The sequence below is a fragment of the Marinospirillum minutulum DSM 6287 genome, assembly GCF_000422325.1.
In the GTDB taxonomy this organism is placed as follows: Bacteria; Pseudomonadota; Gammaproteobacteria; order Pseudomonadales; family Halomonadaceae; genus Marinospirillum; species Marinospirillum minutulum.
Genome location: NZ_KE383818.1, coordinates 384,787 through 401,252 on the forward strand (window position 1 = coordinate 384,787; position 16,466 = coordinate 401,252).

The following is a 16,466-nucleotide window of genomic DNA, read 5'->3' on the forward strand; positions in this document are numbered from 1 at the left end:
AAACTTCTCCTATCCTTGCGGATAAAAGGTTTTGTGAAACTTTGTTGCAATTGTAAAAAAATAATTTGCTACTGGCTGTAATTTTTTGAAGGTTTATCATAGCCATAAAGAATTTAATGGGGTACTGCTTAAAATGACTAGCACTAATTTAGCAAAAATTCGCCGTGCCAAGCAGTTAATAGCGCTTACACTGCTAGCAGAGCTTAAAACCAATCAACGCAACCTTTTAAGTTTAATACTAGATAAAGCAACCTTTTGGACTGAAGATCGCAAAGCACTGCGTTTGCCACCCTTACCTAAGGCTGTAGAATTACAATTAGCCCGTAGCCAAGGTGCACGTTTATTTAAGCTGCGTGAAGCGGTATTTAACTTAGCACCACAGCAGTCAATAGAGGCGCGTCGACTCATTTATCGTGATGATGTTTATCAGCCAGGCTTACCTAATAAACAACGCAAACACTAGGTTTTTAAGTTATTTAATTGGAGTTAAAAGAAATGGAAGCTACCGCTCTTTCTCTTGAGCAGTTAGGTATTTTGCTAGTTGAACCCTCTGCTATGCAGCGCAAGGTTATTCGTGAGCTACTTAGCGAGCAAGGAATTCACACCTTAGAGGCAGTTGCTAGTGCGCGTGAAGCTATTAACCGAATGCGCAGTTTTGTACCCGATTTAATTATTACCAGCCTCTATTTACCCGATGCTGATGCCCACGAGCTTTTTGCTTTAATGTCTAAAAGCCCTAGTCTAGCCAATGTTGCAAAAATGGTTGTTTCTAGTGAGCAAAAGCGCGAAAACCTTGAGGCAGTCCGACAAGCCGGTGTTCTAGCACTTTTGCCCAAGCCTTTTGATCGTAAAGATTTAGAACGTGCTTTAGCAGCAACCCTAGAGTTCTTAACACATGAAGAAGTTGAGCTAGAGCTTTACGATGTTTCAACTCTAAGGGTGTTGGTGGTTGATGATTCCAGCATGGCTAGAAATCACCTTAGGCGGGTTTTACAGCAAATTGGTGTGGTTAACATCGATTTAGCCGTTGATGGGCAGGAAGGCATTAAGTGCCTAGAAAACGCAGCCTATGATTTAGTTGTTACTGATTACAATATGCCTGTGATGGATGGTGAAGCGATGATTAATCACATTCGTCAATCTGCCGATTATTCACACATTCCTATTATGATGGTTACTTCGGAAGATGAGTCTCGCCTTGCTTCAGTTCGCCAAGCGGGTGTGTCTGCCATTTGTGATAAGCCTTTTGAGGTGAATCAGGTGCGCCAGTTATTAGTGTCTTTGCTAGAAGATTAAGTCGGTTAACTTTTCTCTTGCAACTAGGGAGCTTTAATTGAAAGAATTTATTAACCTTGAGCCTGAAGTCGTAATGCAGTTAGGTGATGACCCACAAGTTGGCGCACTTGTTAGCGGTGGCTTGTTAACCTGTTCACCTAATTTACCACTTAAGGAAGTTGCACGGCGCATGAGTCGTGCCAAGGTGAGTTGTATTCTTGTTACCCAGAAGGAAGAGATTTTAGGTATCTGGACTGAAGGCGATACCCGTAAGCTAGATTTCACTGATCAAGATTTAAGCACTACCCTTATTAGCAGTTTAATGAGTTCGCCTGTTATTAGTGTTGATTCAACGGCTCGGTTAAGTGAAACCGCTGCTTATATGAAAGAGCAGGGGTTACGGCGCTTGCTAGTCACCAGCCAAGAAGGCAAACCCTTGGGTATGCTAACTCAGTCAGACTTAGTTAGGCATCAGGGTGTAGAAAACTATCTGTTAATGCGCAATGTTGGTTCTAGCATTCGCCGTCCACCTTTGCGCCTTTATGCCAGTTTAACCATAGCTGAAGCAGTTGTTAGGTTACGCGAAGCAGGGGCTGAAGCTGCAATTGTAGAGCAGGGTAAAGGCCAACCTGCCAGCATTATTACAGAGCGTGACTTAATTGCTTTGTTGGCAGAAGAAGTCACGGCCTTAACTTTACAAGACCTAGCAACTCACGAATTATTTTGTGTTCCCAAAGATATGAGCCTGCTTCATGCCGTTGATTTGCTAAGAGAAAAAGGCTTCCGACATTTGGGTGTTGTTGATTGTGATGCGGAAGGTAACCCAACCGATTTACTCTGTGGTTTGCTTTCTTTTACCGATATTCTTTCAAGCATTGAATATGAATACGTTAACCAATTACGTGCTGCTTTAGAAGCACGTGACCTTGCTCTAAAAACCTCTACAGAACACCTGATCTTAGCTCAAAAAGTAATTGAAGCCTCTCTAGATGGCATTATTATTACTGATAACAAAGGCATTATTCAGGCAGTTAACCCTAGTTTTACTACCCTAACTGGCTATAGCCCAGAAGAGGTTTTAGGGAAAACTCCTGCTGTACTGAGCTCTGGCCGCCATGATAAAAACTTTTATAAATCCATGTGGAACAGCATGTTAACCCAGGGTTATTGGCAGGGTGAGGTTTGGAATAAACGCAAAAATGGTGAGATTTATGCTGAATGGCTAACCATTACAGGCATACGCAATAGCAAGGGCTCCATTCGTCAATTTGCAGCTATTTTTAGTGACATAACGGACCGCAAGCTTAAAGAAGAGCAAATTCATAGTATGGCCTACTATGATGAGCTAACTGGCTTAGCTAATCGTCGTTTATTACTCGACAGACTTAAACAAGCCTTAGCCAATGCTCACTACCATAAGCATAAAATGGGTTTGCTGTTTTTAGATTTAGATTTTTTTAAGCGTATAAACGATAGCTTAGGCCATCAAGCTGGCGATGAGGTACTACAACAAATTGCACGTCGGTTAGAACAGAGTGTAAGGGAAGGTGACTCAGTTGCACGCTTAGGTGGCGACGAGTTTTTAGTTTTAGTGCCAGAGGTAGAGTCTCTACATTTACTAGAGGCCTTAGCAGCACGTCTAATTAGTGTGCTAACCAAGCCTTTGAATGTGCAGCAAAACCATCTAGTGGTTTCAACTAGTATAGGTATTAGTGTTTTTCCTGGTGATGGTGAAACACCAGAAATGCTTTTAAAACATGCTGATACAGCCATGTACCGTGCTAAAGAAACAGGGCGCAATAGCTACTGTTTTTATGATGCGCAAATGGGTGAGCGGAGTTATGCCGATCTAGCCATAGAACATGGTTTACGTACTGCTTTAGAAAACCGAATTTTACATCTGGTTTACCAGCCTAAAATTGATGTAGGAAGCCGCCGCTGGATAGGTATGGAAGCCCTGCTGCGCTGGGATGACGAGCACCTAGGTAGTGTGTCACCCGGTGAGTTTATTCCTTTAGCAGAAAAACTAGGGTTAATAGAAGAGCTAGGCGATAGAGTTATAGAACAGGTATGTAGAGATTTACAAGCTTGGCTAGCAGCTGGCTATAAGCCTCCGCCTGTTTCAATTAATGTTTCAGCCAGACAATTAGTAGACTACAGCTTTGCTCAGCGTGTATTTAACTACCTTGAAAGCTATGCTATTCCCGCTAATTTAATTGAGTTGGAATTAACCGAAAGCTGCTTAGTAATAGGCGATGAAAGTGACCAATACCATTTGCTTAAAGAGTTTGAAGCAAGGGGGATAAAGCTTTCTATTGATGATTTTGGTACAGGTTATTCTTCTTTGTCTTACCTGCGCAAACTGCCTATATCCACTATTAAAATAGATCAAAGCTTTATATTAGAATTACCCGCTAGCCATGAAGATGCACAGCTAGTTAAAGCCATTATTGGTATGGCATCTGCCTTGGGTATGAATATAGTTGCAGAGGGCGTAGAAACCAGTGCACAAGCTATGTTGCTGCATGGGCTAGGTTGCTCTGTTTGCCAAGGCTTTTGGCTAGCCAGACCCGCAAAGGTTGAGAAGGTAACTGGCTGGTTAGCTGCCATGACTCAAGATGAGTGGCCTGAATTTCCTAAAAATTGGCAACCCATAGTTTTTAGGGATTAGCTTATTCTATAAGGGCTACAGCAAGGGTTTTTATAACAAAACCTACAACCCCTAAGCCTAGTGCTAAGAAAAGAATGCTAGTTCCAAACCCACCTGCTTTAGATTTTCTGGCTAGGTCCCAAACAATAAAACCCATAAATAGCACTAAACCACTAATTAAAACGGGCATAGCAACGGCTTCTAATTTCATGTAATCCATGGTTTTTCCTCTGTGTTAGCATGACCTACTAAATTACTAGGGTTTAAGCTTTTTGCCTAGTAAGCTTAGCTTATCTTTATTTAGAATTTATAAGGAGTTAATAGTGACAGATTTGGTTATTTTAGTTGGTAGTGTTTACGGTGGCTCTGTTGAAGTCGCTGAAGCCGTTGCCGAAGCTGTAGAAGCGACAGGTTTAAGTGTTGAAATTAACGAGGAACCGAACCTAGCCAGCTTAGAAGGTAATTCGGTAGTGCTTTTAGTATCTTCAACAACGGGTAGTGGCGAGCTACCAGAAAATATTCAGCCTTTTTATACAGAATTGCAACAGCAGCCAAGGGCGCTTAGTGGTCGAGGTTATGCCGTTATTGCTTTGGGTGATTCATCTTACGGTGATAGCTACTGTGCAGGTGGCTTGTTGTTGGATGCGCAGTTTGCTGATTTGGGTGCTAAGGCACTTATGCCTTTATTAAAAATTGATGCTTTAGAGTTTTTTCAGCCAGCTGAGGGTATTTCAGACTGGCTAACAGCTTGGTTGGATGCACTAAAAAAGTTTAGCGAAAAGGGTTAAACATAATGACAACAACAATTAAAGCACCAAGAAAGAGCAGGATATCTAGCACCCAGCGACTAACTGAGCGCTTGCGTTTTTTTGGCTGAGGGCGTTTAGCCGCCAAGGCACGTTGTGCAGAGGGGTTGCGTGCACCACCTTTTGCTGTGCTAGTGCGTGAAGCAGGGGGTCGCCTAGCAGGTCTCTTGCTACGAGAAACCTGTTTTCTTAACTCCTTTTCTTCATGTTGGCGTTTGCGCTGAAGGGCATCTTCCTTCAGCTTTGCCATATCAACCATGCTAACTATCTCCAAAATAATACAAAGCAGAGAAGCTCTCTGCATTGACTGGTCTAGTGCCAGTTGGGGGCAAGTTTACCCCTTAGAATAAAAAAGTACTGCAACCAGTCGTGTCTTTTCTGTCGGCATTTCGTAGCCGAGCTAGCTAATAAGCTGGTAGCAGGGGTTATAAGTCTTGCCTGCTAGCTTCATTCGCCCCTGCTGGGCAAAAGTGCTAAGTAGTTTATCTAATAACTTAAGAAGTTCTGGGTCACCATGCAACTGAAAGGGGCCTTGTTCTTTAATTGCACGAACACCAGACTCTTTAACATTGCCAGCTACTATGCCTGAAAAGGCTCTTCTTAAATTTGCAGCTAGTAGGTGTATCGGCTGATCGCGGTGTAACTGGAGTTCAGCCATAGCTTGGTGCGTAGGATGAAAGGGTTGTTGAAACACTTCATCTATTTTTAGTCGCCAATTAAAATAGAAGGCATCCTTGTGCTTTATACGGTGCAGTTTAACATCTTGCATCGCCTGTTTCATACTGCGGGCGACTTCAACCGGATTGTTAATAATAATACGGTAGTAATCACGCATTTGCTCGCCTAGGGTATTCACAATAAAGGTATCAATTTGCTCAAAGTAGGCGCGAGAACATTCTGGACCAGTAAAAACAACAGGAAAAGATAGGTTTTGGTTTTCTGGGTTGCTTAGTACACCTAAAAGGTAAAGAATTTCTTCAGCAGTACCAACACCGCCAGGAAAAACGATAATACCGTGCCCCAAACGTACAAAAGCTTCTAAGCGTTTTTCTATGTCTGGCATAATCACCAGTTCATTCACTATAGGGTTAGGTGCTTCGGCAGCAATAATTCCAGGCTCAGAAATACCTATATAACGCCTTAATTTAGTACGCTGTTTAGCATGGGCAACGTTAGCACCTTTCATAGGGCCTTTCATTGCGCCTGGCCCACAACCTGTACAAATATCTAATTCGCGTAATCCTAGGTGGTAACCAACATCTTTACTGTATTCATACTCTTCTCTTGGAATGGCGTGCCCGCCCCAGCAAACAATTAAGTTGGGCGGTAAATTAGTGCGTAGTACACGTGCATTTCTAAGAATATGAAAGACTGCATCAGTAATGCCATCACTGCTGGTTAAGTCGTGGTTGAGGCTGCGTTTTATTTCATTACTGACATAAACTAAGTCTCTTAGTACGGCAAACAGGTGTTCGCGCATTCCGCGTATCATTTCACCATCAACAAAAGCATCAGCGGGGGCTTGGGTGAGTTTTAAAAGAATGCCTCTATCGCGCTGCATTACTTCTATATCAAAGTTGGGGTATTGCTCTAGCATAGCAGCACTATCATCAATAGGGCTGCCACAAGAAAGCACTGCCAAGGCACAATGACGTAAAATTTCATGGTGACCATCACTGGAAGTTTTTCTTAGCCGATTAACTTCATGTTGTGAAAGCACTTCTAAACTGCCTTCAGGTGAAACCAAAGCATTAATAGCACTAGTGTTGGGTGATTGCATTTAGGGGATCGCTCCTAGCGAAAATATTTATACCTTGCTTTACTCATGATAAAACATTCGCTTACTTTTTGCGGCTAGTTTTAGCCTTGCTAACAATTGATAACAAAACCTAGGGTGCTGCCTGTTTTTAATTGCATAATTATTGAATACTAGCAAAATAAGCTAAATAATCATGCTAGCCTAGTGGCTATTAGGTTAACAAAATTAAGTCAAGCTAGCAGTTGCTAGTTATATGGTCGAATTGGCATCTAGGTTAATTCAGCGTAAAAAGCACCTGCCTGAACGATCACACTTATAAAAACAGTAAAGTGGCGTCGGTTCCCAAAATTACTAAATGCCATTGTTGGCTTTAGTTATAAAGATAAATTTAGCTAAGGAACTAGACTGTGCTTTTAAAACGCAAATACGGTGAAGAACAACCCTACTGGCCAGCCGGCCCCTTCAAAATTCGCCTACCTTTTATTCATTACCGCTGGGAATTGGCTGAAACCATTCAAGCCTTGGTAATGTTTGTTATTGCTATGGGTATGATTCCACTCTTAGAGAAGTACTTAGGTCTTCCCTACGATGTAGCGCTTGCCTATGTGGTTGTTGGTGGTATTGGCTTTATGCTACCTACCTTGCTGGGTGTGCCTTTTGTACCGGGTTGGATCACGCCTGCTATTCCTGTAGTGCTGCTTTTTGTAGGTGATTTTGAGCCTGGCCCAGAAGCCATTAAATCTTTGGTTGCTTTGCAATTAATGGTTACCTTTATTTTCTTTTTTATGGGTATCACGCGTTTAGGCAGTAAGCTAATTGAAAATATACCTAAATCGTTAACCGCTGGTATTTTGTTAGGTGCAGGTATTGCTGCCATTTCTGGTGAAATTTCTCCCGGTGGTCGTTTATTTAATACACCCATTTCTTTAAGTATTGGTGGTTTAGTAACCGTCTATGTGCTGTTTTCTTTGTCTTTCCGTGATTGGACAGAAAGATTTCGCTGGGCAAAGATGATAGCTGGTTATGGCATGGTACCAGGTATGTTGGTTACCATGGCAATAGGCTGGGGCGTAAAGGAATACCCTTTACCAAGCATTGAGTGGGGTATTAACGTACCTGCTTTTAGTAAAATTTGGGCCTACTTACCTTTTTCAATTGGCTTCCCTGATGTGAAGTTAATGCTAGCGGCTATTCCCACGGCAATTATTGCTTACATTATTGCTTTTGGTGACATAATTGTTGGCCAAAGCTTAATTAAGCGTGTTGACCACCTGCGCCCAGATGAAAAAATAGAAGTAAACATTGACCGAGTTCACCTAGTAACCGGTTTGCGTAACCTTATTCACTCCTTATTCGCACCCTACCCAGGTTTAGCTGGCCCCTTGTTTACAGGTGCTATGGCAACCATTGCAGAACGCTATCGTTATGGTCGTAGTGCTATGGATACTATCTATTCTGGTGCTTCAGTATTCTGGATTGTAGGTTTTATTGCACTCTTTATGCTGCCTTTAGTAACCCTGTTTAAGCCAGTGCTACCTATTGCCTTATCCATTACTCTACTGATTACTGGTTACCTATGTATTGCAGTAGCAGTAGAGAATATTAACAATGCTACGTCTATGGGTATTGCTGGAATTATGGGTGTGGTACTAGCTACTCATGGTGCGGCTTGGGGGTTAGGTGTAGGTACGGTGCTTTACTTTATTATTGAGTTTCGTGGCTTTGGTAAGTCTGCCGCAGAAAATGAAGACGAGCCTATTCAAGTGGTTGATAATATGGCGGTTGAAGAAGATGAACCACCTAAAAGTTAACTAGACTGATTTATTGAACGGTTTCGCTTAAACTATAAAGCCCTCAACTACTGGTTGGGGGCTTTTTCCTTTTATAGGTACTTTTTTTGGGTGCTTTTTTTTAGGTGCAAGGGTACTAGCTACTATGTTTAATGCGCTTTATTTTAGAACTTTTATTTCACTGGTTGAAACGGGTAGTTTTACCCAAACTGCACGTCAGTTAGACATGACCCAGCCAGGTGTTAGTCAGCATGTGCGTAAACTAGAAGAATACTTTAGCTTGCCGCTCTTAACCCGTAAGGGGAAGCGTTTTGAATTAACAGAGGCGGGTCGACAAGTTTATGACTATGCCTTGCGTCTTTTTTCTGAGCATGAACAGTTTCGTCACAGTTTAGAGCAGGACTTATTAGAAGGGGGTGAATGCCGTATTGCCAGCATTGAAGTGCTAGGCGTGCTGCTTTATCCCTTTGCTTTGGGTTTTATGAAAAACCACCCACGTTTACGTTTGCACCTACGTTTTGCAGATAACAGTGAAGCAATACAAGAAGTACTGAACCATAGGGTAGACATGGCTTTAGTGAGTGAAATGCAGCGCCATGCCGATTTAAGCTACGTTGAATACCTGCAAGAACCCCTTATTGTGGTAGTACCCGCTGAATACCAAGGCAATAATCTTCAAGAATTATTAGGTTTAGGTTTTATTAATCATCAGCAAGGGCAACAGCAAGCAGGTGAACTACTCAAAGCTAACTTTCCAGAAGAATACCGAGGCTCTAGGCAGTTAATACAGCGTAGCTATGTTAACCGGGTGCACCTAGCTTTAGATGCTGTCGCCCGAGGCTTAGGGTTTAGCGTTGTACCCCGCAGCGTATGGGAAGCATCAACCTGGCAACAACAAATACGTGAATGGCGTTTGCCTATTGAAACCTGTTGGCCCATTTACCGGGTTAGCTTAAAAGAGAAAACCCTACCAGAGCGTTATTTGCAGCTATTAGATGACTACCTTTCTTGGCGGCAAGGCACAGACATACGCTAATTTAACTGCTAAAAACACAAAAAGCTTCTAAAGACCTAAGTTAGTCTTTAGAAGCTTTAAAAGTAGGCTAACTACTGGGCTTTAAAATCTGCTTCAGATTTTAGGATAGCTTCGTGAGCATCCGCTTTAGTGCCCCAGTTTTCTACTTTTACCCACTTGCCTTCTTCTAAATCTTTGTAGTTTTCAAAGAAATGAGCGATCTGCTTGCGTAGCAGCTCAGGCACATCGTTGATGTCTTGAACATCGTTATAGATAGTGGTGAGTGACTGGTGAGGTACAGCAATCAGTTTAGCGTCAGAACCTGACTCATCAACCATATTCAGTACACCAACAGCGCGGCAGCGAATAACACTACCAGGCTCAACTGGATGGGGAGTAATCACTAGTACATCTAGTGCATCGCCATCTTGACCCAAAGTATTGGGAATATAACCATAGTTAGCTGGGTAAAACATCGGTGTTGCCATAAAACGGTCAACAACCAGTGCATCCATTTCTTCGTCAATTTCATATTTAACAGGTGAATGATTGGCTGGAATTTCAATCACCACGTTAATGTCTTCTGGAAGAGATTTACCAGCAGGAATCTTGTTGTAGCTCATCAGCTTTAGACCCTAGTAAGAAGTGAGAATTTTTAAGCCTGTGAATTATACGTTCCTTAAGCCCATAACTCCAACCTGTTAGCGGTCTTTCAGACCAAGGGATAAGAGTAATCTACTTGAGAAGCAGGGTGTACAAGGGGGATACTACTCATATTAAAGCAGTATTCACGGTGTTTAAGGCATTTGCGCATGCAGTTGGATGAATTAAAAGTTAGTTATGGTCAATCTTATTTAGCCCAAGATACCCAAAGTGCGCGTGCGTCTATGGCAGTGGCTAGCCCTAAAGACTCGCAGCTAGCTATAAAAGGCGTTGCAGCAGTAATTGCAGACTCTACTTGGCGTAATGCATTAGCTAAACAGGCAGGTGAAACCAGTGTTAAAGGGTTTATTGCCGATTATTACTCAACACCCGATAACTGGGATGTAAAAACTTCGGCAAACCGAGTTTTATCTGCTTTAAACAGTTGGCTTTTTGCGCAAAACCGTAACCTCACCCGTGGTAGCTATATTAGCTCAATGAGTGCCTTATTAATTAGAGGCCGCCAAGCGCATTTGTTCCATATGGGCGACACCTTGGTTTACCGTTTGCGTGGTGCAGACTGCCAGCTACTTAACCGTGAGCACACCACCTTTTTAGGCGGTTATCGCTACCCGTCACGAGCGATGGGTATGGACCCTAGTTTAGATATAGATTATTTAACTTTTACAGCCAAACAAGGTGATTTGTTTTTATTTACGACTCAAGCGGTAAAAGGCACTTTAGTACCCTCAGACTTTGTTCAGCTTATAGGTGAATATTCAGAAGACCTTAATTTAACCTGTGATCAAATCTTAAAAAGAGCCATGGAAAAAGCCAGTCGGCGTGGCTACTCCAGCTACAATTTCTGCTTTCAGCTTTTAAGAATTGATCAAGTGCCTCAAGAAGTTGTTGAAGGGCTAGGAGAGGCTTATACCAGCTTGCCTATGCCTGTAGAGCTTAACCCAGGTGATGAAGTTGATGGCTACCGAGTAACCAAGGTTTTATCGCGCAGTGCAACCAGTCGTATTTATCGAGTTTATGATGTTGCAACCAATCGTAACCTAGTACTAAAAGCCCCTTCACCCCAAATAGCACGTAAAAAAGAATTTATTGCCCACTTTATAATGCAGCAATGGGTAGTAGAGAGGGTTTCTTCACCCTATGTTGCCAAGGTTGTTGATTTATCTAAGCCACGTACGCAGTTATATTATTTAATGGAGTACATTGAAGGGCGAACCTTAGAAGAATGGTTAAAAGATAATCCAGCTGCCGATATCAAGGTAAGGGTCGATTTAATTGAACAGCTAACCAAAGCGGTTAGAGCTATGCATAGGCGGGAAGTATTACACCAAAACCTTAACCCACAAAACATTATGGTTGATACCAACGGAATATTAAAGCTAGTTGATTTTGCTGCTTGTGGTGTAGCCAAGATGGTCGATTTACCTCCTGTATCTACCCTAGCAAGGCGTGTTGGTTTAACAGCCTACTCTGCACCTGAGTACCGTTTAGGAAAAGAGCCTAATGAAAGGTCGGATCAATTTTCAGTAGCGGCTATAGCCTATGAAATTTTAACTGGGCAGCAACCCTATGTTGGTCAGCTAGAAAGCCTTAACTCTAAAGTCGATTTTGCCCGCTTAGATTACCTTTCTGCCTTTCAACTTAATCCTAAGCTGCCCGAATGGATAGATCTGCCCTTGCATAAAGCCCTACAGCCTAACCCTGAGTTACGTTACCGTCGTTTGTCAGAGTTTATTTATGATTTAAAAAAGCCATCTGCTAGCCAGTTGAATCAGCAAGCAGGTGAGAGCAAACCCCTTAATTTTTGGAAGGGTTTAGCCGGTTTTCTGTTATTGTTGTTGTTATTGAGTTTATTTTATTAAGTAAGAGCCGTGTTTTGGAGAAACAAATGACAGATCAAACATCACGCCTAGTTGAGTTGTACGACAACTTGGTTGAGCGTTTATATGAAACAAAACTAGAGCTAGAAAAGTCGAGCCAAGCGCTAGACTTAGAAAAAGAAATAGAACGCCTAGTTGAAGCAGAGCAAGATATAGAGCGTTTAACACGAGAAGAAGCTGATTTATTAACCACTTGGCTAAAACGTGATTTACAAGACTTACGTTCGTATTTAGTAGAAACAGGCAAGGGCGTAAGAAATTGGCTGGCACAAGAAAGCCAGCTATTGAGCGAGCAGTTTGTTCATTGGTTAAAGCAGGTAGCCGACCCTTCTTTGCTTGATGCTCGCACCTTGCAAGAAGACTTGGCTAGTCGTGAAGACCCCACCCTTTACCATACAGGTGAGCTAGCAATGGCGGGCACGTTCAACTGCTCTAGCTGCGAAAAGAAAATTGAATTAACCGCCACGCATAGGTTAGATGCTTGTCACCGTTGCGATGGCCGTGTTTTTATTCGCAGCCCTGAATAACAAGCAAAAACTTAAACTAGTTAAACGCCTGAATAGTCGATTCTAGCTCGCGGCTCTGAGCATTAAGTTCTTCTAGTGCATCGCAGGCTAGTTTTGCACCTTCCAAGGTTGTTGTTGCTTGTTGGTTGATCGAGCTAATACGCAGATCAATTTCTTCTGCAACATTACGCTGCTGACTAACGGCTGTAGCAACCTGTATTTCTCTATCTGCAATACCAGAAAAAGCTTGTTCAATGCTAGTAAAGCTAGTCATGGCATCTAATACCTGGCTACGACTGCCACTAATGCTTGATTCATTTTGAGTCATTCGCTCTACAACGCGTTTAACGGTTAGGCGTATCTGTTCAAGAGTAGTGTGGGTGTCTTCTGTTGAAGCATGGGTACGGGCAGCCAGTTCACGTACTTCATCTGCAACCACCGCAAAACCACGCCCAGCCTCACCCGCACGCGCTGCTTCTATAGCCGCATTCAGTGCAAGTAAATTGGTTTGCTCAGAAATGCCAGCAATTTGCTGCATAATGTGGTCAACTTCTTGGCTAGCTTGGCTAAGCTTATTCACTTCTTCTGAAGTTTCATGCAGCTCAGTACAAACCTGCTGAATCGATTCTGCAGTGCTAGCTATGTTTTTATAGGCGCTAGTACAAACTTCACTAGAAGCATCTAAGTGCTTAGAGTTAGTGGTAATGTTATGGTCTATTTCTCGAATACTAGCCGACATTTCGTGAATGGCTGTGGCTATTAGCTCTAAGTCTTGTTCTTGCTTATTTAAAGATTCAGTGTTGTTGGCTATTTGTGTGGTCAGCTTATCCATTACATTACGAATAGCATTATGGGTATCTGACATGCGACCTAAAATAGTACGTGTTTGCGCACGGTAGGCATAAAAACTTAGTTCTATGGATGCAGTTTCATCACGGCGTTGCGTAAAGATTTTTTGAGCAGTGGGGTTGTTTATAACTTTTAAGCTTAGCTGTTGCAGTTGGCGTAAGGGTGACAAGCTAAACCAAGTAAAGGCTAGAGCCAATAAAGGAAAAATGCTTAACCAAAGCCAGCTATATTGCGGTAGCAGATAACTAGCTAAACCACTTATAAAAGGAGCAACTAAAGCTAGGGTTAGTAATTTAGTGTGAATAACAGGCTGACTAGTAACGGCTGGGTTTTTACCAGCATTAATTTTTTTGTAAACCGCCTCTGCTTTTAATTTTCTAGCATCAGAAGGGCTAGTGCGTACAGACTGGTAGCCAACAATTTTGTTGTCTTGGAAGATAGGCGTGACATAGGCATCAACCCAATAGTAATCACCATTTTTACAACGGTTTTTTACTACGCCGTACCAAGATTTTCCTTGCTTTAATGCTGCCCAAAGCTCTTTAAATGCTAGAGGTGGTATGTCTGGATGACGAACAAGGTTGTGGTTTTTACCTACTAATTCCTCAAGACTAAAGCCACTAACCTCACAAAAGGCAGGGTTGGCGTAGGTAATTATGCCTTTTAAGTCAGTGGTTGAAACGAGTCGAGTCTCTTGATCAAACTTACGTTCTTGCTGAGTGATCGGCAGGTTGGTTTTCATTTAGTGAGTCTCAAGCGTTATATTTTTTTATGAGCACTCACTAAACCAAATATTAAAGAGCGCTAATTAAGCGCGCTATTATGATGCAAGTCAAAAAAAACTCAATCCTACTAAGGTGTATTTTATAAGTAGCTAGGTTTACGTTTAGGACGTTTTCGATACTGGAGGTATCTTTGCCACTCTAAAAGCAATAAACAAAAAATCCATAAAGGTAAGCTACCCGTTAGCATAAAGGGGGTGTTACCTTCACGGGGCTGTAACTCACCTTTTAGGCTTGCGGTAACAAACTGGGGTAATTCTTTAATAACCTGACCTTGATGGTCTATAAGTGCGGTAACACCATTGTTGGTAGCACGAGCCATAGGGCGTGCTGTTTCTAAGGCACGAAAACGCGCCATTTCAAAATGCTGCAAGGGACCAATAGAAGAACCAAACCAAGCATCGTTAGAAACAGTTAATAACCAATGGGAATTGAATGCTTGTCTAGCAACAAAGTCTGGGTAGGCTACTTCGTAGCAAATTAAAGGTGCAAGGGTGGTTTCAGCCAGTTGCAGCTTAGCTGGGTGTTCTTCACCAGGCACAAAGCTAGACATGGGTAAATCAAAGAAATCAGTAATGCCGCGTAGTTGTGCTTCAAAAGGAAGAAACTCACCAAAGGGTACTAGCTTTACTTTGTGGTAAGTACCTTCAGCCTTACCTGCGGTGTACAAGCTATTGTGATAATTATTTTGTTTAGGCGCTAAGGAAGTTAGCCCAGAAATTAAACCTGCCTCTTCACCTGCTTCTTTCAAAGCTAGGTTAAAAAAAGGTTGTGCTTGGCGAGGTAATAAAGGAAGCGCTGTTTCTGGCCAGACAACTAGGTCTAGTTCACCTAGTTGATGACTCAGGTTTAGGTAAGTTCGAATAATTTCTTTTTGTTTAGATGGCTGCCATTTATCTTCTTGAGCAATATTGCCCTGGACTAATCCTAGCGTGATTGGCTCGCCATAGGCTTGTGTCCATTCTTTTTGTTTTAGGTTAATGCCTGCAAAAAATAAAATGGTTAAAAGGCTAAGCGTAAACCCTCTTTGCCAGTGAGGCGTTGAAGGTTTAAGGCTGCTGTAAATAAGCATACCAGACAACACACTAAGCGCTGTTAAGCCATAAACGCCAACAATAGGAACCCAGCCACTAAAAGGTGTGTTGAGGTGAGCTGTACCCAAGAGCAGCCAAGGGAAGCCAGTAAATAGCCAACTACGTAAAGCTTCCATTAGTACCCATAAGGCAGGCCAACTAACTAAAGCATTGGTTTTACTTAACCAGCGTTGCCAAAGCCAAGCATGTAAAGCAAATAGGCAGGCTAAACCAGCAACAAAAGCCCAAGTAAGGGTAAGGGCTATAAAAGTGGGGGTATCACTATGCTCTTGAATACTGACATAAACCCAAGAAGCACCAGTACCAAAAACACCCAAACCAAAGAGCCAGCCGCGAAAAATGGCTTGTTTGCTGGTTAGGTTTTTAAGCACTAGCCAAAAGGCAAGCGGTGCCAAAAAGCTAACCGGCCAAAGGTTGAAAGGCGCAAAAGCGAGCGTAAGCGTTCCACCCGCTAATAATGCGGCTAGGTGACCAACTAGGGAGGCGTTTAAACGTTTCAACAAAAAGTTAATCCTGCTCTGGAAGTTCAGCAATTTCTTCGCTGGTTAAACGGCGCACTTGCAAAAGGCGAATACGGCGATTATCAGCATTGATAACGGTAAATTCAAAGCCGGAGATAACCACACTTTCACCGCGCCTAGGCAGGTGGCCAAACTTCTGCATTAAAATGCCACTGAGGGTATCAAACTCCTCATCATTAAAGTCGACATTAAAATAGTCGTTAAAGTCTTCAATGGGTGTGAGTGCCCTTATTAGGTAGTTGCCTGCTTCAACCTGACGAATATCGGCTTCTTCTTCAATGTCGTGCTCATCTTCAATATCACCAACTATTTCTTCTAAAACGTCTTCAATGGTAACTAAGCCAGCCGTGCCACCGTATTCATCAACCACTATTGCCATGTGATTGTGCGTTTCACGAAACTCACGCAACATGGAATAAAGCCCTTTGTATTCAGGCACAAAAGCAACTTGACGTAAAACCTGGCGAATATCAAAGGCTTCCATTGCTTGGTGATCAACTATGAGAGGTAAGAGGTCTTTAGCTAAAAGAATGCCTAAGACTTCATCTGAAGTTTCACCAATTACTGGAAAGCGTGAATGAGCAGATTCAATTAGCTTAGGTAAGAAGTCCCTTGGGTGTTGATCAATTTTTACCACTGTCATGTGCGAGCGAGGAATCATTACATCGCCAACTTGCATATCGCTTAACTGCAAGGCACCTTCAATAATGGTTAGTGCTTCGTTATCTATTAGTTGACGATCTGAAGCATCTTTAAGGAATTCAAGTAGCTCTACACGGTTACTTGGCTCTGCAGAAAAAGCACCTAAAAGTTTATCAAACCAGCTTTTCGAGGGTTGCCCCTTACTCGATCGGTCTTCGTTCATGATATTTGTTG

General features: G+C 42.4%; 15 protein-coding genes. 8 read left to right on the forward strand and 7 right to left on the reverse strand.

The window, feature by feature from the left end; translation table 11 throughout:
- The first annotated feature begins 133 nt into the window (after nt 1-133).
- From H571_RS0111410 to H571_RS15030, 3 genes are read left to right on the forward strand one after another with little or no spacing between them, the layout of a single operon-like run.
- Nucleotides 134-463 (forward strand): hypothetical protein, encoded by a 330-nt coding sequence (locus H571_RS0111410; RefSeq protein WP_027849423.1) that lies wholly within the window; start codon nt 134-136, stop codon nt 461-463.
- A gap of 32 nt (nt 464-495) precedes the next feature.
- Nucleotides 496-1,296, forward strand: a complete 801-nt coding sequence (locus H571_RS0111415; RefSeq protein WP_036218166.1) for a response regulator — start codon at nt 496-498, stop codon at nt 1,294-1,296.
- A gap of 37 nt (nt 1,297-1,333) precedes the next feature.
- Nucleotides 1,334-3,946 carry an EAL domain-containing protein gene (locus tag H571_RS15030; RefSeq protein ID WP_156887870.1) on the forward strand — a complete coding sequence of 871 codons (2,613 nt, stop codon included), beginning with the start codon at nt 1,334-1,336 and terminating at the stop codon, nt 3,944-3,946.
- Nucleotide 3,947: 1 nt separating this feature from the next.
- Here H571_RS15030 and H571_RS0111425 read toward each other — a convergent pair whose 3' ends face one another.
- Nucleotides 3,948-4,145 carry a DUF2788 domain-containing protein gene (locus H571_RS0111425; RefSeq protein WP_027849425.1) on the reverse strand — a complete coding sequence of 66 codons (198 nt, stop codon included), beginning with the start codon at nt 4,143-4,145 and terminating at the stop codon, nt 3,948-3,950.
- A gap of 103 nt (nt 4,146-4,248) precedes the next feature.
- Here H571_RS0111425 and H571_RS0111430 point away from each other — a divergent pair, with 103 nt between their 5' ends.
- Nucleotides 4,249-4,713, forward strand: a complete 465-nt coding sequence (locus H571_RS0111430) for a flavodoxin domain-containing protein (protein WP_027849426.1) — start codon at nt 4,249-4,251, stop codon at nt 4,711-4,713.
- Here the strand turns inward: H571_RS0111430 and H571_RS0111435 are convergent.
- Both H571_RS0111435 and ppnN read right to left on the reverse strand, forming a co-directional pair.
- Nucleotides 4,697-4,990, reverse strand: a complete 294-nt coding sequence (locus H571_RS0111435) for a hypothetical protein (RefSeq protein ID WP_027849427.1) — start codon at nt 4,988-4,990, stop codon at nt 4,697-4,699. The genes H571_RS0111430 and H571_RS0111435 overlap by 17 nt on opposite strands.
- Before the next feature lie 141 nt (nt 4,991-5,131).
- Complete coding sequence (gene ppnN, locus H571_RS0111440; protein ID WP_027849428.1) at nt 5,132-6,511, reverse strand: nucleotide 5'-monophosphate nucleosidase PpnN; 1,380 nt, start codon at nt 6,509-6,511, stop codon at nt 5,132-5,134.
- 386 nt (nt 6,512-6,897) lie between these two features.
- Here ppnN and H571_RS0111445 point away from each other — a divergent pair, with 386 nt between their 5' ends.
- Nucleotides 6,898-8,301, forward strand: a complete 1,404-nt coding sequence (locus H571_RS0111445) for a solute carrier family 23 protein (RefSeq protein ID WP_027849429.1) — start codon at nt 6,898-6,900, stop codon at nt 8,299-8,301.
- A 124-nt stretch (nt 8,302-8,425) separates the two neighbouring features.
- A complete protein-coding gene (locus H571_RS0111450; RefSeq protein WP_027849430.1) occupies nt 8,426-9,316 on the forward strand; it encodes a LysR family transcriptional regulator in 891 nt (296 codons plus the stop codon).
- A 71-nt stretch (nt 9,317-9,387) separates the two neighbouring features.
- On the opposite strand, the gene ppa is transcribed toward H571_RS0111450, so the two are convergent.
- Nucleotides 9,388-9,918, reverse strand: coding sequence for an inorganic diphosphatase (gene ppa / locus H571_RS0111455; protein WP_027849431.1), 531 nt, complete (start codon nt 9,916-9,918; stop codon nt 9,388-9,390).
- Between the two features lie 189 nt (nt 9,919-10,107).
- Between ppa and H571_RS0111460 the strand changes: the two genes are divergently transcribed.
- Both H571_RS0111460 and H571_RS15035 read left to right on the forward strand, forming a co-directional pair.
- Complete coding sequence (locus H571_RS0111460; RefSeq protein WP_027849432.1) at nt 10,108-11,820, forward strand: serine/threonine-protein kinase; 1,713 nt, start codon at nt 10,108-10,110, stop codon at nt 11,818-11,820.
- Between the two features lie 26 nt (nt 11,821-11,846).
- On the forward strand, nt 11,847-12,365 hold the full coding sequence (locus H571_RS15035; RefSeq protein WP_051168304.1) for a zinc ribbon-containing protein: 519 nt from the start codon (nt 11,847-11,849) through the stop codon (nt 12,363-12,365).
- A gap of 16 nt (nt 12,366-12,381) precedes the next feature.
- On the opposite strand, the gene H571_RS15040 is transcribed toward H571_RS15035, so the two are convergent.
- From H571_RS15040 to H571_RS0111480, 3 genes are all read right to left on the reverse strand, one after another.
- A complete protein-coding gene (locus H571_RS15040; RefSeq protein ID WP_051168305.1) occupies nt 12,382-13,935 on the reverse strand; it encodes a methyl-accepting chemotaxis protein in 1,554 nt (517 codons plus the stop codon).
- A 122-nt stretch (nt 13,936-14,057) separates the two neighbouring features.
- Complete coding sequence (gene lnt, locus H571_RS0111475) at nt 14,058-15,572, reverse strand: apolipoprotein N-acyltransferase (RefSeq protein ID WP_051168306.1); 1,515 nt, start codon at nt 15,570-15,572, stop codon at nt 14,058-14,060.
- A gap of 4 nt (nt 15,573-15,576) precedes the next feature.
- Nucleotides 15,577-16,455: a CorC family transporter gene (locus H571_RS0111480; protein WP_027849434.1), complete on the reverse strand. Its 879-nt coding sequence runs from the start codon at nt 16,453-16,455 to the stop codon at nt 15,577-15,579.
- Nucleotides 16,456-16,466 lie beyond the last annotated feature (11 nt).